At 72.0% G+C, this 25,085-nt stretch carries 22 protein-coding genes and 1 tRNA gene; 13 read left to right on the top strand and 10 right to left on the bottom strand.

The window, feature by feature from the left end; translation table 11 throughout:
* Positions 1-14 precede the first annotated feature (14 nt).
* From AC6CQV_RS10695 to AC6CQV_RS10685, 3 genes are all read right to left on the bottom strand, one after another.
* On the bottom strand, positions 15-986 hold the full coding sequence (locus AC6CQV_RS10695; protein ID WP_498259447.1) for a sensor histidine kinase: 972 nt from the start codon (positions 984-986) through the stop codon (positions 15-17).
* Positions 983-1,657: a response regulator transcription factor gene (locus AC6CQV_RS10690; RefSeq protein ID WP_061782320.1), complete on the bottom strand. Its 675-nt coding sequence runs from the start codon at positions 1,655-1,657 to the stop codon at positions 983-985. Before AC6CQV_RS10690 ends, AC6CQV_RS10695 begins: the two co-directional genes overlap by 4 nt.
* A 71-nt stretch (positions 1,658-1,728) precedes the next feature.
* Positions 1,729-3,264, bottom strand: coding sequence for a helix-turn-helix domain-containing protein (locus AC6CQV_RS10685; protein ID WP_191007995.1), 1,536 nt, complete (start codon positions 3,262-3,264; stop codon positions 1,729-1,731).
* Positions 3,265-3,417: 153 nt separating this feature from the next.
* On the opposite strand from AC6CQV_RS10685, the gene gabT reads away from it, so the two are divergent.
* From gabT to AC6CQV_RS10655, 6 genes are all read left to right on the top strand, one after another.
* Entirely contained in the window at positions 3,418-4,785 is a 1,368-nt protein-coding gene (gene gabT, locus AC6CQV_RS10680; protein ID WP_498259446.1) for a 4-aminobutyrate--2-oxoglutarate transaminase, read from the top strand.
* Positions 4,786-4,937: 152 nt separating this feature from the next.
* Entirely contained in the window at positions 4,938-6,299 is a 1,362-nt protein-coding gene (locus AC6CQV_RS10675) for a flavin monoamine oxidase family protein (RefSeq protein WP_060959222.1), read from the top strand.
* Positions 6,296-7,186 carry a universal stress protein gene (locus AC6CQV_RS10670; protein WP_060959221.1) on the top strand — a complete coding sequence of 297 codons (891 nt, stop codon included), beginning with the start codon at positions 6,296-6,298 and terminating at the stop codon, positions 7,184-7,186. Before AC6CQV_RS10675 ends, AC6CQV_RS10670 begins: the two co-directional genes overlap by 4 nt.
* Positions 7,183-8,745: an APC family permease gene (locus AC6CQV_RS10665; RefSeq protein WP_498259445.1), complete on the top strand. Its 1,563-nt coding sequence runs from the start codon at positions 7,183-7,185 to the stop codon at positions 8,743-8,745. Before AC6CQV_RS10670 ends, AC6CQV_RS10665 begins: the two co-directional genes overlap by 4 nt.
* Complete coding sequence (locus AC6CQV_RS10660; protein WP_498259444.1) at positions 8,742-10,199, top strand: NAD-dependent succinate-semialdehyde dehydrogenase; 1,458 nt, start codon at positions 8,742-8,744, stop codon at positions 10,197-10,199. Before AC6CQV_RS10665 ends, AC6CQV_RS10660 begins: the two co-directional genes overlap by 4 nt.
* Positions 10,200-10,244: 45 nt before the next feature.
* Entirely contained in the window at positions 10,245-11,609 is a 1,365-nt protein-coding gene (locus AC6CQV_RS10655) for an NAD-dependent succinate-semialdehyde dehydrogenase (RefSeq protein ID WP_498259443.1), read from the top strand.
* A gap of 6 nt (positions 11,610-11,615) precedes the next feature.
* Here AC6CQV_RS10655 and AC6CQV_RS10650 read toward each other — a convergent pair whose 3' ends face one another.
* A complete protein-coding gene (locus tag AC6CQV_RS10650) occupies positions 11,616-14,411 on the bottom strand; it encodes a hypothetical protein (RefSeq protein ID WP_498259442.1) in 2,796 nt (931 codons plus the stop codon).
* The gene (locus tag AC6CQV_RS10645; RefSeq protein ID WP_498259441.1) at positions 14,408-16,240 is read right to left on the bottom strand and encodes an HSP90 family protein; all 1,833 of its coding nucleotides are present in this window, start codon (positions 16,238-16,240) and stop codon (positions 14,408-14,410) included. Before AC6CQV_RS10645 ends, AC6CQV_RS10650 begins: the two co-directional genes overlap by 4 nt.
* A gap of 98 nt (positions 16,241-16,338) precedes the next feature.
* Between AC6CQV_RS10645 and AC6CQV_RS10640 the strand changes: the two genes are divergently transcribed.
* The 6 genes from AC6CQV_RS10640 to rplA all read left to right on the top strand — a co-directional run bounded on the left by AC6CQV_RS10640 (position 16,339) and on the right by rplA (position 19,757).
* Entirely contained in the window at positions 16,339-16,773 is a 435-nt protein-coding gene (locus tag AC6CQV_RS10640) for a pyridoxamine 5'-phosphate oxidase family protein (protein ID WP_060959214.1), read from the top strand.
* A 136-nt stretch (positions 16,774-16,909) separates the two neighbouring features.
* A tRNA-Trp gene (locus AC6CQV_RS10635) sits at positions 16,910-16,982 on the top strand.
* Between the two features lie 94 nt (positions 16,983-17,076).
* Entirely contained in the window at positions 17,077-17,340 is a 264-nt protein-coding gene (gene secE / locus AC6CQV_RS10630) for a preprotein translocase subunit SecE (RefSeq protein WP_167626531.1), read from the top strand.
* Positions 17,341-17,393: 53 nt separating this feature from the next.
* Entirely contained in the window at positions 17,394-18,479 is a 1,086-nt protein-coding gene (gene nusG, locus AC6CQV_RS10625; RefSeq protein ID WP_498259440.1) for a transcription termination/antitermination protein NusG, read from the top strand.
* Positions 18,480-18,622: 143 nt separating this feature from the next.
* Complete coding sequence (gene rplK, locus AC6CQV_RS10620; protein ID WP_005050009.1) at positions 18,623-19,054, top strand: 50S ribosomal protein L11; 432 nt, start codon at positions 18,623-18,625, stop codon at positions 19,052-19,054.
* A gap of 13 nt (positions 19,055-19,067) precedes the next feature.
* Positions 19,068-19,757 (top strand): 50S ribosomal protein L1, encoded by a 690-nt coding sequence (rplA, locus tag AC6CQV_RS10615; RefSeq protein ID WP_005050012.1) that lies wholly within the window; start codon positions 19,068-19,070, stop codon positions 19,755-19,757.
* A 56-nt stretch (positions 19,758-19,813) separates the two neighbouring features.
* Here the strand turns inward: rplA and AC6CQV_RS10610 are convergent, their stop codons facing one another.
* Both AC6CQV_RS10610 and AC6CQV_RS10605 read right to left on the bottom strand, forming a co-directional pair.
* Positions 19,814-20,089 carry an acylphosphatase gene (locus AC6CQV_RS10610; protein ID WP_060959211.1) on the bottom strand — a complete coding sequence of 92 codons (276 nt, stop codon included), beginning with the start codon at positions 20,087-20,089 and terminating at the stop codon, positions 19,814-19,816.
* A gap of 23 nt (positions 20,090-20,112) precedes the next feature.
* A complete protein-coding gene (locus tag AC6CQV_RS10605; protein WP_082808076.1) occupies positions 20,113-20,739 on the bottom strand; it encodes a LysE/ArgO family amino acid transporter in 627 nt (208 codons plus the stop codon).
* A 69-nt stretch (positions 20,740-20,808) separates the two neighbouring features.
* Between AC6CQV_RS10605 and AC6CQV_RS10600 the strand changes: the two genes are divergently transcribed.
* On the top strand, positions 20,809-21,699 hold the full coding sequence (locus tag AC6CQV_RS10600) for a LysR family transcriptional regulator ArgP (protein WP_191008001.1): 891 nt from the start codon (positions 20,809-20,811) through the stop codon (positions 21,697-21,699).
* Between the two features lies 1 nt (position 21,700).
* On the opposite strand, the gene AC6CQV_RS10595 is transcribed toward AC6CQV_RS10600, so the two are convergent.
* The 3 genes from AC6CQV_RS10595 to AC6CQV_RS10585 form a co-directional block, all read right to left on the bottom strand.
* A complete protein-coding gene (locus AC6CQV_RS10595; RefSeq protein WP_060959209.1) occupies positions 21,701-22,753 on the bottom strand; it encodes an NADP-dependent oxidoreductase in 1,053 nt (350 codons plus the stop codon).
* Positions 22,754-22,888: 135 nt separating this feature from the next.
* The gene (locus AC6CQV_RS10590) at positions 22,889-23,353 is read right to left on the bottom strand and encodes a MarR family winged helix-turn-helix transcriptional regulator (RefSeq protein WP_060959208.1); all 465 of its coding nucleotides are present in this window, start codon (positions 23,351-23,353) and stop codon (positions 22,889-22,891) included.
* Positions 23,346-25,049 (bottom strand): MDR family MFS transporter, encoded by a 1,704-nt coding sequence (locus AC6CQV_RS10585; RefSeq protein ID WP_498259439.1) that lies wholly within the window; start codon positions 25,047-25,049, stop codon positions 23,346-23,348. Before AC6CQV_RS10585 ends, AC6CQV_RS10590 begins: the two co-directional genes overlap by 8 nt.
* Positions 25,050-25,085: the final 36 nt, after the last annotated feature.

The raw sequence follows: 25,085 nt of genomic DNA, 5'->3' as shown, positions 1-25,085 counted from the left end.
GGGCCGAGCCGTCGTCAGGCGGCGGGCAGCCGCAGCAGCATCGTCGTCCCGCGCGAGGAGGTCGACTCGATGCCCACCGTGCCGCCCACCGTCGTGGCCGCCTCGCGCACCAGTGCGAGCCCCAGACCGAAGCCCCGCCGCCTCCCCGACTCCGGACCGCGGGCGAACCGCTCGAAGATCCGGTCGCGATCGGCGTCGGAGATGCCGGCGCCGGCATCGTGCACCCGCACCTCAACGGTGTCACCCGACGTCGCCGCGGAGATCTCGACGGTCGCCCCCGTCGGCGAATGCTGCACGGCGTTGTCCAGCAGCGCCACGCACAGCCGGGTGAGGGTGACGCGCGGCATCCGGACCAGAGCGGCGCTCGCGCCGGTGACGACGACCGCGACCCCGGCCTCCTCGGCGAGCGGCGCGATGGTCGCCGTGGCGGCGGCGATCGCGTCCGCCACCGGCGTGGGGGTGCGCGCCGAGGCGCTGCCCTCCGCGGTCAGCAGCATGTCGGTGAGCACCTCATCCATCACGGCCGCGTCGGAGCGCAGCGCGGCAAGGGTGGCCGTCAGGTCCTCGCCTCGACGGTGGCGCCGTTCGAGGATCTGCACCCGGCTCGTGAGGGCCGTCAGCGGCGTGCGCATCTCGTGGCTCGCGTCGGCCACGAACCCCCGTTGGAGGCGCAGCGCCGTGGCGAGAGGAGTGACCGCCCGCCGCGCGGCGAACCAGGCGACGAGGGCGAGCAGCACCACGCCCGCCACCCCGAGCGCGATCACCCAGGGCAGCACGTGGTCGACGTCGACCACGATCCGGTCGCCGTCCGGGCCGGGGCGGCCCGCGTCCCCGTCCCGGTGCGCCTCGGGGCGCGCCGACAGCAGCAGGATCGAGACGAGCACGGCGACACCGGCGGTCACCACGACGGCGGAGGCGACGCCCACCAGGACGCCCACGTTCAGCGCCGCGCGGTGCAGGCGGCGGCGGTCGGCGTCGTCGCTCATGCGCTGCTCCCGGCGCGGTAGCCGCGGCCCCGCACGGTCTCGATGATCTCGGGCGACGCCTTCCGGCGGATGTAGTGGACGTAGGTGTCGACCGAGCTGAGCGCATCGTCCGAGGAGAAGACGGCACCGAGGATCTCGTCGCGCGAGAACACGTGCTCGGGGCTCTCCGCGAGCAGAGCGAGCAGCCGCGCCTCCGTCGCCGTCAGGGCGATGCGCTCCCCGCCCGCCCCGTACAGGGCCGCCGACTCGGCGATGAAGGTCCAGTCGCCGAGGTGGCGCCGCCGCCCCTCCGCCCGGTGGCCGCGCACCAGGGCGCGCAGCCGCGCGAGCAGCTCGTCGAAGTCGAAGGGCTTCACGAGGTAGTCGTTGGCCCCGGCATCCAGGCCGTCGACCCGATCCGACACGGCGCCCAGCGCGGTCAGCAGCAGGACCGGTGTCGTCAGGCGGGCGGTGCGCACGGCCTGCACCAGCTCGACGCCGTCGAGCCCGGGCAGGCGGCGGTCGACCACGAGCACGTCGAAGCGTTCGGCCAGCGCGCGGTCGCGGGCCGCGCGGCCGTCCGTGAGGTGCGTGACCTCATAGACCTCCGAGAGCACCTCGACGGTCATCCCGGCGATCGTCGGGTCGTCCTCGACGTAGAGCAGCCGTGGTCGGGCACCGTCGCGCGACATGCGTCCTCCGTTCCTGTCCGCCATCATCCACCCACACGCACGCCAAGAGTCCGCCAAGAATCCCGCGCGTCTCAGTCCGACGCGACCAGCGCGGCCCACAGCTCCGCCCGTGCCGGGAACCGGGACAGGTCCACGCCGAGCAGCTGCTGCGCGTGCGCGACGCGGGCGCGCACCGTGTGCCGATGGATACCGAGGCTGCGCGCCGCCTCGTCGATGCGGGCATCGTGCGCCAGCCACGTGCGCACCGTCTCGATCAGCGCCGTCCCGTGGGCCGCGTCGTGCGCGCGCAGGGGACGCAGGCGCGCGTCGGCCAGGGCCCGCGCGGCGGGGGAGTCGAGGCTCGACAGCACGCCGGCGGCATCCGCGAAGCGTCCCACCCGCCCGGGCGCGGCGGTGCGCAGGGCGGTGAGGGCTTGCGCGTGCGCCCGCGCGAACGCCGCGTACTCGGCGGGCTCCGAGACCCCCACGGCGGCGTCGAGCAGCCCCGAGAGCGCCTCGGCGGCCCGCTCGTCGCCGGCGGGTTCGACGAGGACGATGCCGTCGGAGCTGCGGGCGTAGAAGAGGCCGCCGCGCTCGGCCGCGCGCAGCTCGAGCCAGTCGACGGCGGCGTCCGCACGCCCGGGGGAGACGTTGGCCACCGCGACCACGACGGGCGCCGCCGGCAGTGGGCCCCACAGCTCCCGCGACACCCGCCGGGCCAGCTGGGGGTCGTCGGACAGCAGCGTCTGCAGCAGGCCCGTGCGCAGGGCCGAGCGGGCCCGGCCGAGGCCGACGTTCTGTTCGAGGGCGAGCCCGGCCATCGCGATCACCGAGGTCACGACGCTGCGCCCCTCCAGATCGAGGTCGGCGCCCACGATCGCGATGAGGCCGCGCAGGTGGCCGCCGCGGCCGAGCGTCTGCATCGTGACGTGGCGGTCGCCGATGTCGAGGGTCGAGGCGGCGCGCGCGCCGCGGCGGAGGACGGCCCCGGCCTCGGTCGCGAGCGCCGCGAGCGCGGCCTCGTCGAGGGCGTCGGAGGGGGCGCTCTGGGTGAGCGTGCCCGCCGCATCGAACAGCCCGACCCACGCGCCGAGCTGCGCTGCGAGCTCCGCCACCGTCGCGGCGAGCCCGTCGGGGCGCAGGGCGGCGAGCGAGATGGCGCGCTGCGCCGAGAGCGCCCACGTGCGCCGGGCGTACGCCTGGGCGGCGATCGCCTCCGCGTTCGCGCGGGCGAGGGCGATGAACGGGGTGCGGTAGGGCACCTCGAACAGCGGCATCCGCTCGGCGCGGCACGCCTCGACGAGGGCGGGCGGGATGCCGTCGCGGACGACCTCGGTGCCGAAGCCGAGGCCGCGCACGCCGCGGGTGCGCAGCCGTGCGACGTAGGCCGTGTACCCGTCGAGGTCGCCGTCGGGCGCGGGGCCCGCCCCCACGAACTGGGTGCCGGTGGTCAGCAGCAGGAGGTCGTCGGCCAGGAAGGGCGTCGGATCGGCGAGGTCCGAGCTGTGCACCCACCGCAGCGGGGCCTCCAGCGCTCCCGCGTCGAGGTCGTCCGGATCCGACGCGAGGCGCAGATCGAGGTCGCGGCGCGCGAGGAGCGCGCGCAGGGTGGGCTGCGGATCGGTCACGGCGGGGCCTCCTCGGCGCGCTGCGGGGCCGCGCGCGGCGGTGCGGTCTGCGGGTCGACGGGCGCACCCCGCTGTACGCGATGTATGCCCTTCGACTCAGAATGTACACGGCGGAAGGTGTGACGCGGGGCTCGCGGCTCATACGCTCCCGGCATGAGCATCATCGACAGCGCCGTCGTCGGCGGACCGACCCTGGCGCAGGAGCGCCGCCTCGTCACCAGCATCCCCGGCCCCCGCTCGCAGGAGCTGCTGGCCCGCAAGAGCGCCGCCGTCGCCGCGGGTGTCGCGCACACGGTGCCGATCGAGGCCGTCGCCGCGGGCGGCGGGGTCGTCGTGGATGCCGACGGGAACTCGCTCATCGATCTCGGCAGCGGCATCGCGGTGACCAGCGTCGGAAACGCGAACCCGCGCGTCGTGGCGGCCGTGCAGGCCGCGGTCGCCCAGATGACCCACACGTGCTTCATGATCTCGCCCTACGAGTCCTACGTCGCCGTCGCCGAGCGGCTGAACCGGCTGACCCCGGGCGACCACGAGAAGAAGTCCGCGCTGTTCAACTCGGGCGCCGAGGCCGTCGAGAACGCGATCAAGATCGCCCGGAAGGCGACCGGACGTCAGGCCGTCGTCGCCTTCGACCACGCCTACCACGGCCGCACGAACCTGACGATGGCCCTCACCGCCAAGTCGATGCCGTACAAGAGCGGCTTCGGGCCGTTCGCCTCCGAGGTCTATCGGGTGCCTGCGTCGTACCCGTTCCGCGACGGCCTGAGCGGTGCGGACGCCGCGGCCAGGGCCATCTCACTGATCGAGAAGCAGATCGGCGCCGACAACCTCGCCGCCGTCATCATCGAGCCCATCCAGGGCGAGGGCGGCTTCATCGTCCCCGCCGAGGGGTTCCTTCCGGCGGTCGTGGACTGGTGCCGCGCGAACGGCGTCGTCTTCATCGCCGACGAGGTCCAGACGGGCTTCGCCCGCACCGGCGAGATGTTCGCGAGCGACCTGTTCGGCATCGTCCCCGACCTCATCACCACCGCGAAGGGCATCGCCGGGGGCATGCCGCTCGCGGCGGTCACCGGTCGCGCCGAGATCATGGACGCGACCCACGGCGGCGGTCTGGGCGGCACGTACGGCGGCAACCCCGTGGCCTGTGCCGCCGCGCTCGCCGCGATGGACGCGTTCGAGAACGACGGGCTGCTCGAGCGGGCACGAGAGATCGGGGGGATCCTCCGTGCCCGCTTCGAGTCGCTGCAGGGCTCCGACGCCCGCATCGGCGACGTCCGCGGCGCCGGCGCCATGATCGCCGTCGAGTTCGTCGACCCCGCCACGAAGGCACCGGATGCCGCGCTGACCGCGGCGGTCGCCAAGGCGGCGATCGCGCAGGGCGTCATCGTCCTCACGTGCGGCACCTACGGCAACGTCATCCGCTTCCTGCCGCCGCTGACGATCTCGGACGACCTCCTCGCCGAGGGCGTCGACGTGGTCGTCGCCGCCGTCGCCGCCCACGCCGCCGTCGCCGCCCCCTGAACCCGCCCCGGCACCACGCCATCACCCCACCCCATGTCCCACTTGCGCCCGGCGATGTCCCACTTTCGGTCTTCCAGAGGCCACTGTGACAGCGCTTATCGGGACATTGTGCGGGAGCACCACGCAACCGGACTCACGACAGAGGAGATACCATGACCGAGATCACACGTGACGTCGTCGTCATCGGAGCGGGCGCGGCGGGCCTGACGGCCGCGAACCAGCTCAAGAAGGCCGGTCTGTCGGTGGCCGTGCTCGAGGCGCGCGATCGCGTCGGCGGCCGGCTGTGGACCGACACGATCGAGGGCGCGATGCTCGAGATCGGCGGCCAGTGGGTCTCGCCCGACCAGGACGCGCTGAAGGAGACCATCGCGGAGCTGGGCCTGGAGACCTTCGACCGCTACCGCGAGGGCGACAGCGTCTACATCGGACCCGACGGGGTGGCCCACCGCTACACCGGCGACATGTTCCCCGTGAGCGCCGAGACCGAGCGGATCATCGCCGAGGTGACCGCGCGCCTGGACGCGATGGTCGCCGAGATCGACCCCGACCGCCCCTGGGCCCACCCGAAGGCCGCCGAGTGGGACACCGTCTCCTGGGATGCCTGGCTGCGCGAGCAGACCGACGACGACGAGGCCATCCGCAACCTCGCCTTCCCGACGGGCTCGGCGATGCTCACCAAGCCGACGCACTCGTTCTCGCTGCTGCAGTCGCTGCTGATGGCGGCATCCGCCGGCAGCTACACCCACCTCGTCGACGCCGACTTCATCCTCGACAAGCGCGTCGTCGGCGGTCTGCAGCAGGTGCCGCTGCTGCTCGCCGAGCGCCTGGGCGACGACGTCTTCCTGGGCCAGCCGGTGCGCACCCTCGAGTACACCGAGGGCGAAGGCGTCGTCGCCGTCGCCGAGGGGGTGACGGTGCGGGCCCGTCACGCGATCCTCGCGCTGGCCCCCGTGCTCTACAACCGCATCTCGTTCGTGCCGCCGCTGCCGCGTCTGCAGCACCAGATGCACCAGCACATCTCGATGGGCTTCGTCATCAAGGTGCACGCCGTGTACGAGACGCCCTTCTGGCGCGAGAAGGGCCTGTCCGGCACCGCGTTCAGCCCCTACGAGCTCTCGCACGAGGCCTACGACAACACGAACCACGGCGACGAGCGCGGCACCCTGGTCGGCTTCGTGTCCGACCGCACCGCGGACGACCTGTTCCGCCTCAGCGCCGCGGAGCGCAAGGAGCGCATCCTCGAGTCGCTGAGCCACTACTACGGCCCCGAGGCGAAGGACCCCGTCGTCTACTACGAGAGCGACTGGGGCAGCGAGGAGTGGACGCGCGGCGCGTACGCGGCATCCTTCGACCTCGGCGGGCTCCACCGCTACGGCGCCGACCTGCGCACGCCCGTCGGGCCGATCCACTTCGCCTGCAGCGACATGGCCGGCGCGGGCTACCAGCACGTCGACGGCGCCATCCGGATGGGACGCGTCGCGGCGCAACAGATCCTCGACGAGATCCGCGCATGAGCGGTCACCTCGTCGTCGGCTACACCGCGACCAAGCCCGGTCGCGACGCCGTCGCGTTCGCCGCGCGGCTCGCGGCGGCCCTCGACGCCGTGCTCGACGTCGCGATCATCCTGCCCAGCGCGGACCGCAGCGTCATCACCCCGCCGGATGCCGGCTACGACCGTCACCTGCACGCGCAGGCCCAGACGTGGATCGCGCAGGCGATCGACCGCATCCCCGCGAACGTCGTGGCGCACGCCCACGTCCGGCCGGCGGAGTCGTTCGCCGAGGGCCTGGTGACCCTCGCCGACGAGCTGAGGGCCTCGTACATCGTGGTCGGCGCCGCCGACGGCGGCTCGCGCGGCCGCCACCGTCTGGGCTCGACGACGACCGAGCTGCTGCACTCCTCCGACGTGCCGGTCGTGCTCGTGCCGCGCGGTGCGCGCAAGATCGCGCCGGAGACCGGCATCGCACGTCTGACGGTGGCGATCGGCACCCGACCCGGCGCCGACGCGCTGATCACCGAGACGGCCGAGCTCGCCGGCGCCATCGGCGCGCCGGTCCGGCTGCTCTCGCTGCTGCCGGTCGACCTGCCGCCGTCGGCCGACACCGCGGCGATCCGCATCGCCGGCACGACCGAAGCCGACGAGGTGCTCGCCGCGGCGCGCGCCGAGCTTCCCGCCGGCCTGCGCACCGACGTGGCGGTCGCCGCGGGCGACAGCATCGAGGAGGCGGTGTCGTACCTCGACTGGCTTCCCGGCGAGGTCGTGCTGGTCGGCTCGAGCCGACTCGCCCAGCCGCGACGGCTGTTCCTCGGCTCCACCGCGGCCAAGATGCTCCACGAGATCACCGTCCCGGTGATCGTCGTCCCCCGCACCCGTTCCCACTCCGAGGAGGCTCGACGATGAGCGCACCCTCCGCATCCGACGCGCCGGCCGTGCCCGCCGAGACCGGCGGCCTGTCCAGCAAAGGGCTGAGCGCCGGCACGATCGGTCTCATCGGCGCCGTCGTCATCGGCATCTCGTGCATCGCCCCGGCCTACACCTTCACGGCGGCCGTGGGGCCCACGGCATCCGCCGTCGGCGCACAGATCCCGGCGATCATCCTCGTCGGCTTCATCCCCATGCTGCTGGTGGCCTTCGGCTACCGCGAGCTGAACAACCGCATGCCGGATGCCGGGACCAGCTTCACCTGGGCGGCGCGCGCGTTCGGCCCGTGGGTCGGGTGGATGGCCGGGTGGGGCCTGGTGGTGGCGACCATCCTCGTGCTGTCGAACCTCGCCGGCGTCGCGGTCGACTTCCTGTTCCTGCTGCTGTCGCAGGTCACGGGCAACGCGGATATCGCCGACCTGGCCGCGAACACCTGGATCAACGTCGGCGTGTGCCTGCTGTTCATGCTGGCGGCGACCTTCATCTCCTACCGCGACATGCAGACCACCCAGAAGCTGCAGTATGTGCTGGTCACCTTCCAGGTGGCCGTGCTGCTGTTCTTCGCGATCGCGGCGATCGTGGAGGCCGTGGGCGGCAAGGGCTTCGACTTCCAGCCGTTCGACATCGGCTGGTTCAACCCGTTCGCCGTCGGCTCGTTCAGCGCGTTCGCGGCGGGCCTGTCGCTGTCGATCTTCATCTTCTGGGGGTGGGACGTCACCCTCACCATGAACGAGGAGACGAAGGATCCCGAGAAGACCCCGGGCCGCGCCGCGACGATCACGGTGCTCACGATCGTCTCGATCTACCTGCTGCTCGCGGTCGCCATGATCATGTACGCCGGTGTCGGCACGGGCGAGCTCGGCCTCGGCAACGAGGGCATCCAGGAGAACGTGTTCTTCCACCTGTCCGGGCCGATCCTCGGTCCCCTGGCGTTCCTGGTGTCGCTGGCCGTGCTCACCTCCTCGGCGTCGTCGTTGCAGTCGACGTTCGTGGGACCCGCGCGCACGCTCCTGTCGATGGGGCACTACGGCGCGCTTCCGCCCGCGTTCGCCCGGGTGAGCCCGCGGTTCTTCACGCCGGGCTTCGCCACGATCGTCTCGGCGATCGTCGCGTCGGCGTTCTACGCCGTCATGCGCGTCGTGAGCGAGAACACGCTGTGGGACACGATCCTGACCCTCGGCATGATGATCTGCTTCTACTACGGCATCACGGCGTTCGCCTGCGTCTGGTACTTCCGCAAACAGTGGTTCGACTCGGTGCGCAACGTCTTCTTCACCTTCCTGTTCCCGCTCGTCGGCGGGGCCATCCTCGCCGTCCTGTTCTTCACGACGCTGTTCGACTCGATGGACCCGGCCTACGGGTCGGGGGCCAACGTCGGCGGCGTCGGGATCGTCTTCATCCTCGGCATGCTCATCATCGTGGTGGGCATCGTCCTCATGATCTGGCAGTTCGTGAAGCGCCCCGCCTTCTTCCGGGGCGAGACGCTGTCCACGGACGCCCCCGCCAGCACCCGTCGCCTGAAGGAGGCCGCACGTTGATCAGCGAAAGCGCACTGCTCGAGAAGGTTCCCCGCGGACTGTTCATCGCCGGGGAGTGGGTGGACGGCTCCGCCGGCACCTTCCCGGTGGTCGATCCGGCGACCGGCGACACCCTCGTCGAGATCGCGGACGCGTCGCCCGAGGACGGCATCCGTGCCCTCGACGCCGCGGTCGCGGCGCAGGAGGAGTGGGCGGCCACCGCTCCGCGCGTGCGCAGCGACATCCTGCGCCGGGCGTTCGACCTGCTCACCGCCCGCGCCGACGAGTTTGCCCTGCTGATGACCCTGGAGATGGGAAAGCCCCTCGCCGAAGCGCGCGGGGAGGTCACCTACGGCGGCGAGTTCCTGCGCTGGTTCAGCGAGGAGGCGGTGCGCATCGCCGGCCGCTACGGCTCCAACCCGGAGGGCACCGGGCGGATGATCGTCAGCCAGCGCCCGGTCGGTCCGTGCTTCTTCATCACACCGTGGAACTTCCCGCTGGCGATGGCGACCCGCAAGATCGCTCCCGCGCTCGCCGCGGGGTGCACCGTGGTGGTCAAGCCCGCCGAGCTCACCCCGCTGACGACGCTCGCCTTCGTCGACCTGCTCGTCGAGGCGGGTCTGCCCGCGGGCGTCGTCAACGTGGTCACCACGACGCGCTCGGGTGCACTCTCGGCACCGATCATCGCCGACCCCCGCCTGCGCAAGCTGTCGTTCACGGGATCGACGCCGGTGGGAAAGAAGCTCATCGCGCAGGCGGCCGAGGGCGTGCTCCGGGTGTCGATGGAGCTCGGCGGCAATGCGCCGTTCGTGGTCTTCGACGACGCCGACCTCGACAAGGCGGTCGACGGGGCGATGCTCGCGAAGTTCCGCAACATCGGGCAGGCCTGCACCGCCGCGAACCGCTTCATCGTGCACGAGTCCGTCGCGGCGGAGTTCGCCCGACGCGTCACCGCGCGCGTGGACGCCATGCGCGTGGGCCGCGGCACGGAGGACGGGGTGCAGATCGGCCCGCTCATCGACCGCAAGGCGGTCGATGGCACCGAGGCGCTGGTGTCGGATGCCGTCTCCCGCGGAGCCCGGCTGCTCACCGGTGGCGAGGCCATCGACGGACCCGGGACCTTCTTCGCCCCCACGGTGCTCACCGACGTCGCCGCCGGCAGCGACATCCTGCGCGAGGAGATCTTCGGCCCGGTGCTGGCGATCGCGACGTTCCGGAGCGAGGACGAGGCGGTGCGCCTGGCCAACGACACGGAGTACGGCCTCGTCTCCTACGTCTTCACCGAGGACCTCGCCCGGGGCCTGCGGATGATCGACCGCCTCGAAACCGGCATGATGGGGCTGAACGCGGGCGTCGTGTCCAACGCGGCGGCACCGTTCGGCGGCGTCAAGCAGTCGGGTATGGGGCGCGAGGGCGGCCTGGAGGGCATCCACGAGTACCTGTCGACGAAGTACACGCTGATCCCCGCCACCTGATCCGAACGCGAACCGAGCACGATCCGACACGAACGGAGAACGACGATGACGTATGCGGTTGTGAACCCCGCCACCGGCGAGACCCTCGCCACCTACCCGGACGCCACCACGTCGGAGGTCGAGGCCGCCGTCGCGGCCGCCCACGAGGCGGCCCAGACGTGGGGGCGCACCTCGACGCCCGCCGAACGCGCGGCGCTGCTGCGCCGCGTCGCCGAGCTGCACCGCGAGCGCCGCGACGAGCTCGCCGCGATCATCGTGCGCGAGATGGGCAAGCCGCTCGCCGCGGCCGAGGGCGAGGTCGACTTCGCCGCCGACATCACCGAGTTCTACGCCGATCACATCGACGAGATCACCGGCGACCGGCCCCTCGACATCCTGGGGGAGGGCACCGCCGTCATCCGCCGCTCGCCCCTGGGCGTGCTGCTGGGCATCATGCCGTGGAACTTCCCCTACTACCAGGTCGCCCGCTTCGCCGCGCCCAACCTGGCGATCGGCAACACGATCCTGCTCAAGCACGCGCCGCAGTGCCCCGAGTCGGCGGCGGCCATCGCGGCCATGTACGCCGACGCGGGATTCCCCGCCGGCGCCTACGTCGACGTCCGCCTCACGAACGAGCAGGCCGCCGACGTGATCGCCGACCGTCGCGTGCACGGCGTCTCCGTCACCGGCAGCGAGCGCGCCGGCGCGGCGGTCGCCGAGATCGCCGGCCGCAACCTCAAGAAGGTCGTGCTGGAGCTCGGCGGCTCGGACCCCTTCATCCTGCTGTCCACCGACGACCTGGATGCCGCGGTGCAGGCGGCCGTCGATGCGCGCCTGGACAACAACGGTCAGTCCTGCAACGGCGCCAAGCGCTTCCTCGTCGCCGACGAGCTGTACGACGGGTTCGTCGAGCGCTTCGCCGCGGCCCTGCAGGCGGCGAAGGTCGGCGACCCGTTCGCCGAGGACACCGTGCTCGGACCGCTGTCGTCCCTGGCGGCCGCGGAGCGGCTGCAGGAGCAGGTCGACCGTGCCGTCGCGCAGGGCGCGACGGTCGTGACCGGCGGCACGCGCGACGGCGCCTTCTTCCCCGGCACCGTCCTCACCGGTGTCACCGCCGACATGGACGCCTACCGCGAGGAGTTCTTCGGTCCCGTCGGCGTCGTCTACCGCGTCAGCGGCGAGGACGAGGCCGTCGAGATCGCGAACGGCACCGAGTTCGGCCTCGGCTCGTACGTCTTCACGACCGACCCCGCGCAGGCCGCCCGCATCGCCGACCGCATCGACGCCGGTATGGTCTACGTCAACATCGTCCTCGCCGACTCGCCCGAGCTGCCGTTCGGCGGCGTGAAGCGCAGCGGCACGGGACGCGAGATGGGTCTGCTCGCCGCCGAGGAGTTCGTCAACAAGAAGCTCATCCGCATCGCGGGCTGAGCCCGGTCAGGCCGGCAGCACCGCCCGGACCTCGGCCGCCTCGGCGTGACGGCCGAGGCCCTCGAGGACGTCGCCCAGCTCGAGGGCGACGGCCTGTCGGAGGGCCTCGGCGTCGTCGGCGTGGTCGAACGCGGCGCGGTAGACCGCCACGGCGTCGCCGGGCCGGCCGGCCTCGCGCAGCACGCGCGCCGCCAGCAGCTCCGACCCGCCCGCGCCGGCCGGGTCGCCCGCCGCCGCGAACGCGTCCGCGGCCTGCAGGGCGGTCGCGACGGCGTCGTCGACGTCTCCGCGGCCGATCAGCAGACGGGCGCGGGTGTCGAGCACGTCCGCGACGAACCAGGCCGCCTCGTGGCGTCGGCCGAGCTCCAGAGCCTCGTCGACCAGGGCGAACGCCTCGTCGTCGCCGCGCTGCTGATGCGCCTGGGCCAGGGTGTGCAGGGCGTCGGCCAGCAGGCCCACCTCGTCGTCGTCGCCGCGGACGATGCCGACGGCCTCGGCGAGCACCTCGATCGCATCGTCCAGGGCGCCGAAGCGTCCGAGCAGGCGGCCCTGCTGCACGAGCGCGTACGCCCGGCCCGCGGCATCCTCGGCCTCCTCGCGGAGATCGGCCGTGTACGCCCACGCTCCCACGGCGTTGCCGTACTCCTCGGCCGCCTGCAGCGCCTGCGCCAGCAGCGCCGCGGTGAGGGCGCGCGAGGCCGGCTCGACGCCGCTCTCGCTCTCCTCGCGGAGCACCTCGTTCAGCGTGTCCACCGCCTCCGCGGCGAACCCGGCGGCGAGCATCGCGCGGCCCTGGCGGAAACGGACGTCCACGCTCGACAGGTCGGCGCCGTCGCGGCGCTCCGCGGCGACCCGGTAGCGGCTGACCGCCGCCGCGGGCGCACCGGCATCCTCGTGCAGCATCGCCGCGAGCAGGAAGGACTCCGAGACGATCACGTCGTCCACGCCGATCGAGACCGCGATCCGCGCCGCCTCGTCGGCGGCGGCGGCGCCCGCGGCGAACTCCTCGACGACACCGTGCAGCCGGGCACGGGTCACCAGGGCGCGCACGCGTCGGCCGTCGTCGACCGCGGGATCGGCCAGCAGCGCGTCGATGACCCGGATGGCGCCGGCCGCGTCGTCGGCGGCCGAGAGCGCGTCCGCCTCGAGCAGCCGCATGCCGTGGGCGCGGCGCACGTCGCCGGCCTCGGCGAACAGGGCCGCGGCGTCGCGGGCCGGCGCCAGCGCGGCGTCGTGATCGCCCGCCCAGAGCCGGCCGATCGCGACCGTCGACAGCAGATCCGCCCGCTCGGCGATCCGATCCGCCGCCAGGGCGTCGAGCTCGTCCTGCACGCGCGGGAGCGACTCGACCAGGTCGACGCCGAACAGCACGAGTCCGAGCCGCTGCTCCAGTGCCTCCTGCACGTCCAGGCCCGCCTCCCGCAGGATGGCGCGCCGGTCCGCGAGCGCGGCGGACGCCTCGTCGGTGCGGCCGTACGAGGTGAGGGCGGAGACGAGGTGCGAGCTCAGAGCGACCCGTTCCTCCCCGACGGCGTCCGGGAGGGCGGCACGGATGGCGTCGATCGCGGTGCTCGATCCCGCGCTGGCGAGCACGAGCGCGCGCTCCACCCGCTGCTGCGGGGTCTGCGGCTCCTCCGCCGCGACCAGGGTCGAGAACTCGTGGGAGCGGATCGGCACGTCGTAGCGCTCGGCCCCGCTCTCGCGCAGTCGCGCGAGAGCACGGGCATGCGCGTCGGTGCCGTTGCGCGCGTCGAACGCGGCGGCGATGCGGTCGGCTTCGGCCCACGCCCGCGCCGCCAGCTCGGCGGCCGACCACGGTCCGTCGTGCGGGCCGAGCACGGCCACCAGCTCGGCCGCCTCCGAGCCGCGCACGGGCGTGTCGGGGTGCCCGCCCGCGGCGACCGCGTCGAGGCCGACGGCGAACGCGGCCAGGGCGGTCTCGTGCGCCGCGGCATCCAGTCCGTCGTGCACCAACCAGGGGAGGTGCTTCTCGACGAGGGCCAGGGCGCGGGCGTCGTTGCCGGTGACGGCGCAGAAGACCACGTTGTCCGCGATGATCGCGAGGTTCGCGGGGTTGTCCTTGGCCAGCCGATAGCTGCGCAGGTGCGCGGCGCGCGCCTCGTCCAGCATCCCGGCGCGCAGGTACGGCAGCAGGATGCGGGCGAGCGCGTGCTCCGGCTCCTCGCCGCACGAGAAGCCGCCCTCGATCATCTCCTGCACGAGGCGGATCGCGTCGTCCTCTCGTCCCGTCTCGGCGAAGAATCCGGCGAACTGACTGCGCACGCACGCGTCGCAGTGGCTGTAGTCGTCTCGCGGGGTCGCCTCCAGTCGCTGCTGCAGGGCAGCCGCCTCCTCGACGCGGCCCGCCGACCAGGCGTCCTCGAAGCGCGCCATGAGCACGCCCGACTCGCCGACGCCGGCGCGGCGGTAGTGCTCCGCCATGTCGTCGAGCACCGCCGCGATCTGCGCGGGGGCGAACTCGGGCGAGTTGGAGAGCGCGCCGGCCATCCACTTGTAGTGCCAGAGAAGGTCGCCGGCGGGTTCGAGCACGGCCGGGAAGCGCTCCGGGTCGGCGTCGTGATGGGCCAGGCACCACGCGAACGAGGTGAGCATCAGGTCGGTGTCGCCGGCCATGTTGGCGCTCGATGTCTGCCGCAGCCGGGCCTCGTACTCGAGCCGCTCGTCACCGCTCTCCCGCGCCAGCGACACGGCGTCCGCGACGAGCGCGCGTTCGGCGGGACCCCACGGCGTGCGGTCGATCTCGTCGAAGAGTGTGCGGACGCGGGAGGCGAAGCTGGTCATGATTCTCCTTCGGGGGATGCGGATGCCGCCGGGTCGTCGGCGTGCAACGCACGGCCGAGCAGCTCCGAGAGCGAGGTCGTCATCAGTGCGCGGTCGGCCGCGCCGAGCGGGTGGTGGCCGGCCAGCAGCGACTGGACGTACAGCAGGTGGATGCCGAGGTCGAACACCCGGCCGTCCGGGGCCGATCCGAGTCGGCGCACGAGCGCGTTGGTCCAGTTCAGGCACAGCCGCGCGGCGGGGGCGCCGTCGGCGGGCGCGCCGCCGACGACCGCGGCGGCGCGATCGAGCACGCCGCCCCACAGCGCACCGCCGGCGCTGCGGGCACGGCCGCGATCGAGCGCGCGCAGCACGGCGGGGTCGGAGACGAACAGGCCGGGCAGCTCGCCGCGCGCGAAGGAGCGGACCATCACGTCGACGTCGGGCAGCGCCGCCGCCGCGCGGCGTTCCAGCTCCAACGCGGTAGCGCGGTCGTCCAGTGGCGGCAGGTCGAGCCGGTCGATCTCGTCCAGCACCTCGATGCGCTCGACGGTGACGTGGGGGAAGACGTCGGGGAGGCGTCGGATCAGATCGGCGTCGTAGACGTAGCCGCCGTCGACGAGCACCCCGCCGTCGTCGATGACGCTCGCCACCTGGCGGAACTCGTCGACGGTCTCGGCGTAGCGCACGTGCGGGAAGCGGCGCACGAGCTCCTCGATCCGCAGCCGGCCCTGCGTGGTCTCCACCGACAGCCAGCGGACGATGAAGCGGGCGAGCTCGTCGTCGTGACGGACGAGCGCCTTGAGGGCGACCTCGTGGATCGCGACGAACTGCGCGAGACGGGCGGGATCGCTCAGCGCGAGGTCGAGGATCCACCGACGGATACCGTCGCCCAGTTCCCGACGGGTCTGCTCCAGCGCGTCGTCGTCGACCAGCGCCTCCCGGCTCGCGGTCGGGTGCAGTCCCTCCGAGTCGATGACGGCGCGCGCGAAGAACGCCCAGTCGGGGAGGATGTCGTCGGCGCGCTCGGTCAGCAGCATCCGGCGCAGGTACACGCGGGTGCTCTGCCGCGCCGACGGCGGCGGCGCGAACGGCAGCACGTAGGCGACACCGCGGGTCTGCGTCGCCGGCACCGTCAGCGCGATGACGTCCAGCGGTTCCGCACCGAGGAGGTCGCGGCCGTATGCCAGCCGCGTCTCGCGGTCGGCGGACAGGAACGGCGGCGCGGTGGTGATCGTCGTCTCGCCGCCGGCGGGCAGGTCGACCGCGATCGTCACGGGCAGGTAGGCGGCGAAGGTCTCGGCGAGCTCGAGCACCGTCGCGGTCTCCACGAGGGCGCGCGTCTCGGCGCGGGGGGAGAGGTGCACGCTGGTGCCGACGGGGGTCTCCGGCGCGCCGGGGCCGACGGTGAAGGTGCCGTCGGAGCGGCCCACCCACTCGACGGCCTCGCCGGCGGCGGCGCTGCGCGAGCGGATGACGATGGTGTCGCAGACCATGAAGCACGACAGCATCCCGATGCCGAACTGGCCCAGGTAGTCGCCGCGCGGCAGGTCGAAGATGTCGCGCTTGGAGCTGCGCCCGACGGTCGCCAGCAGATCGGCGACCTCGGCGGCGGTGAGGCCGACGCCGTCGTCGCGGAGGACGAACTCGTCGGATGCCGCACTCACCGGCGTGATCCGCACGCGCCCGCCCCCGCCGTCGACGCCGCGGCGCGCGGCGATCGCGTCGACCGCGTTCTGCAGGAGCTCGCGCAGATACACGCGGGGGCCGGAGTAGATGTGCCGGCTGAGCAGATCGATGACTCCGCGCAGGTCGACCTGGAACTGATGGGCGGCGTTCTCGTTCAGCGTCATACCTCGGGGTGGAGCGTCGGGGATACCTCCAGGCTATTCGAGAATTTGCCCGGCGCGCGGGGGTGGCGCCGCGCGCGCCGGCGGAGCAGGATGAGGCCATGGACACCTCGGATGCGGTCAGCTTCCTCGATGACCGGCAGTGCTGGCAGCGGCTCGCCGAGCAGGAGCTCGGCCGCCTGGTCACCCACGTCGGCGACGTCCTGGACATCTTCCCGGTGAACTACATCCTCGACGGGGAGAGCATCGTCTTCCGCACCGCCGAGGGCAGCAAGCTGACCGAGCTCACGATCAACGACGGCGTGCTCTTCGAGGTCGACGAGTACAGCGACACCGACGCCTGGAGCGTGGTGGTGCGCGGCCACGCCCACCGCCTGACGACGGCCGACGACGTGCGCGCCGCGGACGAGCTCGGGCTGCGCCCGTGGATCCCGACGGTGAAGTACAACTACGTCCGCGTCGTGCCGGCATCCCTGTCCGGACGCGACTTCCGCCGGGGGCCGGAACCCGATCGGTACGGTGTGCAGGAGTACTGACGGTTCGCGCGTCCAGATGGCATGACGTACACTGGACAGTGCACTTGAAGTCTGCATTCTTTTGCCGTGCCCGCGTGGTTCCCGCGTGGTCCTCGAGCACGGGAGGCGGATTTCACCCTGGGATCCCCGGATCTCTAGGGCGGTAGCTCAATTGGCAGAGCAGCGGTCTCCAAAACCGCAGGTTGCAGGTTCGATTCCTGTCCGCCCTGCGCGTCAGCGATCAGTTGACACAGCAGGCGCGCCGGTCCACGCCGGCGCGGAAGCAAGTCCGAGAACGTCCGAGCACGTCACATGGGTGGGTACATGGTCCAGGAAGAGGCGCACGGCGAGGTCGTCGCAGCAGGCGGCACGCCCCGCGAGAAGAAGCTGAACTTCTTCCAGCGGATCGCGCTCTTCATCCGCCAGGTCTTCGGCGAACTCCGCAAGGTGGTCACGCCGACCCGCCAGGAGCTCCTGAAGTTCACCGGTGTCGTCCTCGGCTTCGTCGTCGTGATGATGGCCGTCGTGTACAGCCTCGACTTGCTCTTCACCTGGGTGGTGCAGGTCGTCTTCGGCGTGCCGAGCTGATCCAGCCGACGCCCGAGCTGTCACCGCACGACCCCCGAGGGAAGAGGACATACGTGTCTGAGAAGTACACCGACGACGTCGACTGGGCCACCGCCGCCGAGCAGTCCAGTGAAGACGACGAGGCGCAGGAGGGCAACATCCTCGCCGCCGAGGAGCGCGCCTCCGCGCCCGCGGAGCACCTCGCCGTCCACGTGGTCGACGACGAGGACGCGGCCGTCGACGACGACGAGTACGACGACATCGACATCGAAGACCCGGAGGCAGACGCCATCGTGAACGACGCACTGGAGATCGACGAGGCCGCCGAGGCCGAAGCCGCCGCCGAGGTGCTCACCGACGCCCTCGCCGAGGAGGAGGCCGACGCGGCCGCTCACGCCGCCGAGGAGATCGCGCCCTACGACGGTCCCGACGTCAACGGCGAGCCCGACGCCCCCGTGCTGGACGAGGAGTTCGTCGCCGAGGTCGAGACCGCCGGCGAGGTGGTCGATGCCGCCGAGGACGACGCCGACGCCGCACCCGAAGACCCCTACGAGGCGTTCCGCACCGAGCTGCGGTCGCTTCCCGGCAAGTGGTACGTCATCCACTCGTACGCGGGCTTCGAGCGCAAGGTGAAGGCCAACATCGAGCAGCGCAAGAACTCGCTCGAGGTCGAAGAGGACATCTACCAGGTCGAGGTCCCCATGGAGGACGTCGTCGAGATCAAGAACGGTCAGCGCAAGATGGTCACGCGCGTCCGGATCCCCGGCTACGTGCTCGTGCGCATGGAGCTCAACGAGGACACGTGGTCGGTCGTGCGTCACACGCCCGGCGTCACGGGCTTCGTGGGCAACGCCCACAACCCGACGCCGCTGCGTTTCGAGGAGGCCTTCAACATGCTGAAGTCCCTCGTGCAGGTCACCGAGACGGCGCCCGTCAAGGGCGGCGGGGCCAAGGGCTCCGCGACCCAGGCGCGCAGCGTCATCACCGAGGTCGACTTCGAGATCGGCGAGACGATCACGATCAAGGAGGGCTCGTTCGCGGGTCTTCCCGGCTCGATCAGCGAGATCAAGCCGGAGAGCGGCAAGCTCACGGTGCTCGTCTCCCTCTTCGAGCGCGAGACGCCGGTCGAGCTGTCGTTCGACCAGGTCACCAAGCAGTGATCGCCACCGGATGCCGCGGCATCCGGTAGAATCATCAGGTTGCGCACTCGTCGCGCGACCTCCCCACCACCTTTCGGGTCCGCCGATCGCGTGGAAGCGCGCCCCGATGCTCCGGCCACGGGCGCTCGACAGAAGGAAAGAGAATGGCACCGAAGAAGAAGGTGACCGGCCTGATCAAGCTTCAGATCAACGCCGGTGCCGCCAACCCGGCGCCGCCGATCGGCCCCGCGCTCGGTCAGCATGGCGTCAACATCATGGAGTTCTGCAAGGCGTACAACGCCGCGACCGAGTCGCAGCGCGGCAACGTCATCCCCGTGGAGATCACCGTCTACGAGGACCGCAGCTTCACGTTCATCCTGAAGACCCCGCCCGCCGCGGAGCTCATCAAGAAGGCCGCCGGCGTGCAGAAGGGCTCCAAGACCCCGCACACCGTCAAGGTCGCGAAGCTCACCAAGGACCAGGTCCGTCAGATCGCCGAGACGAAGATGCCCGACCTGAACGCGAACGACATCGAGGCCGCCTCGCTGATCATCGCCGGCACCGCCCGCTCCATGGGCATCACGGTCGAGGACTGAGGGGGAACGCACAATGGCTAAGTCCAAGGTTTACGAGGCAGCCGCGGCGAAGATCGACCGCGACAAGTTCTACACGTCCACCGAGGCCGTGAAGCTCGCGAAGGAGACGGGGTCGAAGAAGTTCGACTCGACCGTCGAGGTCGCCCTCAAGCTCGCGGTCGACCCGCGCAAGGCGGACCAGATGGTCCGCGGCACGGTCATCCTCCCGCACGGCACGGGCAAGACCGCCCGCGTCATCGTGTTCGCGACGGGCCCGGCTGCCGAGGCCGCCATCGCCGCGGGCGCGGACGAGGTCGGCGGCGCCGAGCTCATCGAGAAGGTCGCCGGCGGCTGGACCGCGTTCGACGCGGCCGTCTCCACGCCCGAGCTCATGGGCCAGGTCGGACGCCTCGGCAAGGTCCTCGGTCCCCGTGGCCTCATGCCGAACCCCAAGACCGGCACCGTGACCCCCAACCCGGCCAAGGCCGTCGAGGAGATCAAGGGCGGCAAGATCGAGTTCCGCGTCGACAAGCACGCCAACGTGCACTTCGTCGTCGGCAAGGCCTCCTTCACGGCCGAGCAGCTGGAGGAGAACTTCACCGCCGCGGTCGAGGAGATCGTGCGCCTGAAGCCCTCGAGCTCGAAGGGCCGCTACATCCAGAAGGGCGCCGTGTCGACCACGTTCGGCCCCGGCATCCCGCTGGACGTCAACTCCCTGGTCTGATCCTCGGATCGACCGCACGACGGGGCTCCACCTTCGGGTGGGGCCCCGTCGTCGTCTCAGCCGTCCCGGCGGATCTCGAAGACGCCGGAGCCCTCGGGCGCGATCTGCTCGACCTGCACGTCGTCGACCCAGCCGCCGCGCGGGCCGCGGCGGGCCCAGTCCACGACGTCGGCCACGGCCGCATCGCTGCCCTCCACCTCGGCCTCGACGCTGCCGTCGGGGCGATTGCGCACCCATCCGGTGGCCCCGGCGCGCGCGGCGACGGCTTCCATCGTGAATCGGTAGCCGACGCCCTGCACGCCGCCGCGGGCGACGAGGTGGACACGCATCATCCCCCCATCCTGCCCGCACCGCGTCAGCGGGGCCAGACGAGGCTCACCGCGAGGGCGATCATCACGACCGCGATCACGCCGTCGACGATGCGCCAGGAGCGCGGCGTGGCCAGCCGGCGCCCCAGATGACGGGCGCCGAGGGCGAGCGAGAAGAACCAGAGGACGGATGCCGCGGCGGCCCCCGCCGCGAACCACCAACGGTCCGCGCCGTGCGTGTTCGCGACGGAGCCGAGGAGGAACACGGTGTCGAGGTAGACGTGCGGGTTGAGCCAGGTGAGCGCGAGGCACGTCAGGACGATCGGTGCGAGCCGCGGCGCGCGCTCGGCGTCGCGGGGCCCTTCATCGGACACCTGCAGCGCCGCGTGCGCCGGACGCAGCGCCCGGCGCGCCGCGAGCAGCCCGTAGCCGCCGAGGAAGAGGGCGCCCGCCCACCGCACGGCGTCGATGAGCCAGGGGACGGCGTGCAGGATCGCGCCGATGCCGGAGACGCCGACCGCGATGAGCACGGCATCCGACAGTGCGCACACGAGGGCCACGGCCACCACCCGCTCGCGGCGGATGCCCTGGCGCAGCACGAAGAGGTTCTGCGCGCCGATCGCGACGATGAGCGACAGGCCGAGGCCGAAACCGGCAAGGACGGTGGGGAGCACGGCTTCGACGCTAGGAGGATCGTCGTGATCAGTCCAGGTGACGATTCTCACGCCTCGTAAGCTGAGCTTATGTCGCGCATCTCGCCCGAGCTGGCGCTCACCCTCGCGACGGCCGTCGAGGAGGGGACGCTGGAAGCCGCCGCGCGCCGACTGCACCTCACCCCCTCCGCCGTCAGCCAACGCATCCGGGCGCTCGAGGACGCGCTCGGACAGGTGCTCCTCGTGCGGACGAAGCCGGTGCGCGCCACTCCGGCGGCGCACGGTGTCGTCCGCTACGCCCGCCAGCTCGCGCTCCTCGAGGCCGACGCGATCGCGGAACTGGGCGCGGATGCCGCCACGACGCGCGTGCCCCTCGCCGTGAACGCGGACTCCCTGGCGACCTGGTTCCTCGCCCCGCTGGCACGGTTGAGCGCGCGCCACCCGGTGGTCTTCGACCTGCACCGCGACGATCAGGACTTCACGGCGGGCCTGCTCGAGTCGGGCACGGTGATGGGGGCGGTCACCTCGCGTGAGCAGCCCGTCGGCGGATGCCGGGTCAGCCCGCTCGGGGAGCTCGTCTACGAGGCGGTCGCGACCCCGGCCTTCCGCGATCGGTGGCTGACCGGCGACGCCGACGGCGACCGCGACGGGCTGCGGCGGGCGCCGGTGATCGACTTCGACCGCCGCGACGACCTGCAGACGCGCTGGTTGACGGCCCGGGGCGTGGACCCCACCGCCCCGCCGCGCCACCGCGTGCCCGCGTCGCACGACTTCGCGACGGCCGTCCAGCTCGGGTTGGGATGGGCTCTGCTGCCGCGCCTGCAGTCGCGCGAGGCCCTCGCCTCCGGCGCACTCGTGCCGCTGGGCGGACCCGAGGTGGCGGTGGCGCTGTTCTGGCAGCAGTGGAACCTGCGCTCGCCCCTGCTCGACGCGGTGGCGGGGGAGATCGTCGCGGAGGGACGCCGCGTGCTGTCGCGGTGAGTCAGCAGTCGCCGACCGCGAGGACGATCTTCCCGCGGGTGTGACCCCGCTCCACCTCGCGGTGCGCCGTCGCGGCCTCGCCCAGGTCGTAGACGTGGTCGACGAACACGCGGATCGCGCCCGAGTCGAGCAGACGCGCCAGCGTCGCCAGGACGGTGCCGTCGGGAACCACCTTGTACGAGGTGGTCCGCACGCCCGCGGCCGCGGCGGCATCCGCGTACTGCGGCCAGCCCCCGGTGGGCACGAGGACGTACAGGCCGCCCGGGCGCAGCACGCCCAGCGACCGGGTGCCCGTGTCGTCGTGCACGTTGCCGACGAGGTCGATGACGACGTCGACGGTGCCGACGACGTCCTCGAAGCGCGTGGTCGCGTAGTCGATGGCGACGGATGCCCCCAGCTCGCGCAGCCACGCGAGGTTGCCGGCCGATCCGGTGGCGATCACCTGTGCGCCGAAGTAGGCGGCCAGCTGCACCGCGAAGTGGCCCACACCGCCCGCGCCGGCGTGGATGAGCACCCGCTGGCCCTCGTGGGCGTGCGCGGTCTCGACGACGAGTCCCCACGCGGTGAGCGCCGCCAGCGGCACGGCCGCGGCCTCGGCGTGCGAGAGCGACGCGGGCTTGCGCGCGACGGAGAGGGTGGGCACCACGACGTAGTCGGCGTACGATCCGCCGGAGCGGGGGAAGGGGGTCATCCCGAACACCTCGGTGCCGGGAGGGAACGGGTGCGACTCGTAGGGCGCCGAGACGACGACGCCGCTGAAGTCGAAGCCGAGCGTGCTCGGGAACGCGTCGATGGCCCCTGACACCCCCGCGCCGGAGCGGGTCTTGGCGTCGATGGGATTGACCCCGGCGGCGACCACGCGCACGAGGAGTTCGCTCAGCACGGGAGCCGGCACGGGGATCGTGGCCTCGTGCAGCACCTCCGCGCCGCCGACCTCGTCGAAGACCATCGCGCGCATGTCCCGGGGGATCTCGGGGACGGGGGCGGTGTGGGCGGCATCCGCTGCCGCGGCGCCCCGCAGAGGCCGGAATCGGGTGAGACGGTGAGAGACCATCGGGTCGCTCCTTCCCGTGCGTGTCGGCGTTGGCTGCACGTGCGGCCGGGGAGGCGTGGTGCCCCCGTGCCGACCAGTCAACCCCGGGGATGTCTCCGCCGTGTTACGCGAGTGCTACCGGGCCGCTAAGCGTCGTCAGCGGCGCGTGACGCTCTCGCCGAGCGCGTGCAGCAGGCGGGTCAGCGCGTGGATGTCGTCGAGGGGCCAGTCCACGATCGCATCCAGCAGCAGGCCCTGCTGCGGGGCCCGCGCGGCCTCGAGGCGCCCCCGGCCCTCGGCCGTGGCGGACAGCAGGCTCGAGCGGCCGTCGGCGGGGTCGGGGGCGCGCGAGATGAGGCCGAGGCTCTCCAGCTCACGGATCGTCCGGCTCAGCTGGCCCTTGTCCATCATGAGGTGATCGGCGAGCGTGGACAGGGTCACGCCGTCGCGGCGGGCGATGGTCGTGAACACCTTGTACGCGCCCGGCAGCAGGCCCGGGCTCACCCGGTTCGCGATCTCGCTGATCACCCGTTGGAAGCGGGTGATCAGCTCCCCGAACTCGGCCTCCAGCTCCCGCACCGCATCGGTACGGGAGCTGGAGGCTGCGGAGGTCTCAGCCATCGTCGCGGGTTCCCGTGCGCACGGTGCGCACCGATCCGGTCGCGGTCAGCGTCTCCATGGCCTCCGGGACGGACACGGTCGCGAGGTCGGCCTCGCTCGCCTGCAGGCGCTCGACGGTGGTCATCGTCGTGAGCGGCTTGTTGGGGAGGAAGACGATCGCGATCAGCGAGATCACGGCGAAGGGGACGCCGATCAGGAAGGAATGGGAGATGCCGTTGGCGTAGATGTCCTCGAACACGACACGAAGCGTATCGGGCATCGCCGAGACCTTGGGCAGCGATCCGGACTGCAGCTGCTGCCCCCAGTACTGGGCCTGGTCGCCGAGCCCCATCACGGCGGCGGTGATCTCCTCCTTGCGCTCCGCGACGAGGTCGACCACGCGCGCGGCGAGGGCGGCGCCCATGACCGACACGCCGATGGTCCCGCCGAGGCTCCGGAAGAACGTCACACCGGAGCTCGCGACACCGATCTCCTCCGGACGGGTCGTGTTCTGCACGACCAGCACGAGGTTCTGCATCGTCATGCCCACGCCCGCACCGAGCAGGAACATGTACACCGAGACGAGGAAGAAGTCCGTGTCGTAGTGGATCGTCGACAGCAGCGACGAGCCGGCGATCAGCAGCACGGCGCCGACGATGAGGTACGGCTTCCACGTGCCGTAGCGGGTCACCAGCGTGCCGACGCCGACCGAGGCGACCAGGAGGCCACCGATCATCGGGATCGTCATGAGCCCGGCCTCGGTCGGGGTCGCCCCGCGCGCCAGCTGCATGTACTGGCTGAGGAACACCGAGGCGCCGAACATGGCGATGCCGGTGGCGATGGAGGCGATGACCGACAGCGTGAACGTGCGGTTGCGGAACAGCGTCAGCGGCACGAGCGGCTCGCGCGAGCGCAGCTCGACGATGACGAACAGGATCGCGGCGAGGATCGCGCCGCCGACCATCAGCGCCGTCGTGAGGCTCCACCAGTCGTTGTTGCCGAGATCCCACCAGTCGCCGGTCTTGGTCGTGCCGGCGTTGGTGACCCAGACCAGCAGCAGCGAGACGGCGGCCGACAGCAGCACGATGCCGAGGTAGTCGATCGTCGTCTTCTTCTTCGGGCGGGCCGGCACGTGCAGGGTCGCCTGGACGAGCACGAGGGCGACGACGGCGACCGGAAGCGAGACGAAGAAGTTCCAGCGCCAGCCCCAGGCATCGGTGATCACACCGCCCAGCAGCGGCCCGCCGATCGTGGCGAGTGCCATCACCGCGCCGAACAGGCCCATGTAGCGGCCGCGCTCGCGCGGGCTGATGATGTCGGCCATGAGCACCTGGCTGAGCGCGGCGAGGCCGCCGGCGCCGATGCCCTGCACGGCGCGGAACGCGATGAGCATCTCGGGGCTCTGCGAGAATCCCGCGGCGGCGGTCGCGAGCACGAAGATCACGATCGCGAGCTGGTAGAGCACCTTGCGGTTGGTGAGGTCGGCGAGCTTGCCCCAGATGGGGGTCGAGATCGCCGTCGTGAGCAGGGTCGCCGTGACGACCCACGTGAAGGCGGCCTGGTTGCCGTCGAGGTCGTGGATGATCACGGGCAGCGAGCTGGAGACGACGGTCGAGGCCAGCATGGACACGAACATGCCCAGCAGCAGACCGGACAGGGCTTCGAGCACCTGCCGATGGGTCATGCGCGGTGCGCCGTCGGTGAGGGTTTCTGACATAGGGGTGCTTCCTGGAGGTGCGGCGATGCGGAGGAG

Source organism: Microbacterium sp. EG9 (assembly GCF_059759475.1).
The sequence above is the reverse complement of the archived record's forward strand: the minus strand, read 5'-3'. Positions and strand labels throughout refer to the sequence as shown.

Bases quoted from the DNA above. Each gene is read 5' to 3' on its own strand.
- AC6CQV_RS10650 (WP_498259442.1), bottom strand. From the start codon at position 14,411: ATGACCAGCTTCGCCTCCCGCGTCCGCACACTCTTCGACGAGATCGAC.
- AC6CQV_RS10665 (WP_498259445.1), top strand. From the start codon at position 7,183: ATGAGCGCACCCTCCGCATCCGACGCGCCGGCCGTGCCCGCCGAGACC.
- rplK (WP_005050009.1), top strand. From the start codon at position 18,623: ATGGCACCGAAGAAGAAGGTGACCGGCCTGATCAAGCTTCAGATCAAC.
- AC6CQV_RS10690 (WP_061782320.1), bottom strand. From the start codon at position 1,657: ATGTCGCGCGACGGTGCCCGACCACGGCTGCTCTACGTCGAGGACGAC.
- AC6CQV_RS10600 (WP_191008001.1), top strand. From the start codon at position 20,809: ATGTCGCGCATCTCGCCCGAGCTGGCGCTCACCCTCGCGACGGCCGTC.
- AC6CQV_RS10675 (WP_060959222.1), top strand. From the start codon at position 4,938: ATGACCGAGATCACACGTGACGTCGTCGTCATCGGAGCGGGCGCGGCG.
- AC6CQV_RS10590 (WP_060959208.1), bottom strand. From the start codon at position 23,353: ATGGCTGAGACCTCCGCAGCCTCCAGCTCCCGTACCGATGCGGTGCGG.
- AC6CQV_RS10645 (WP_498259441.1), bottom strand. From the start codon at position 16,240: ATGACGCTGAACGAGAACGCCGCCCATCAGTTCCAGGTCGACCTGCGC.
- AC6CQV_RS10695 (WP_498259447.1), bottom strand. From the start codon at position 986: ATGAGCGACGACGCCGACCGCCGCCGCCTGCACCGCGCGGCGCTGAAC.
- AC6CQV_RS10640 (WP_060959214.1), top strand. From the start codon at position 16,339: ATGGACACCTCGGATGCGGTCAGCTTCCTCGATGACCGGCAGTGCTGG.
- gabT (WP_498259446.1), top strand. From the start codon at position 3,418: ATGAGCATCATCGACAGCGCCGTCGTCGGCGGACCGACCCTGGCGCAG.
- rplA (WP_005050012.1), top strand. From the start codon at position 19,068: ATGGCTAAGTCCAAGGTTTACGAGGCAGCCGCGGCGAAGATCGACCGC.
- AC6CQV_RS10670 (WP_060959221.1), top strand. From the start codon at position 6,296: ATGAGCGGTCACCTCGTCGTCGGCTACACCGCGACCAAGCCCGGTCGC.
- AC6CQV_RS10655 (WP_498259443.1), top strand. From the start codon at position 10,245: ATGACGTATGCGGTTGTGAACCCCGCCACCGGCGAGACCCTCGCCACC.
- AC6CQV_RS10610 (WP_060959211.1), bottom strand. From the start codon at position 20,089: ATGATGCGTGTCCACCTCGTCGCCCGCGGCGGCGTGCAGGGCGTCGGC.
- AC6CQV_RS10585 (WP_498259439.1), bottom strand. From the start codon at position 25,049: ATGTCAGAAACCCTCACCGACGGCGCACCGCGCATGACCCATCGGCAG.
- AC6CQV_RS10595 (WP_060959209.1), bottom strand. From the start codon at position 22,753: ATGGTCTCTCACCGTCTCACCCGATTCCGGCCTCTGCGGGGCGCCGCG.
- secE (WP_167626531.1), top strand. From the start codon at position 17,077: ATGGTCCAGGAAGAGGCGCACGGCGAGGTCGTCGCAGCAGGCGGCACG.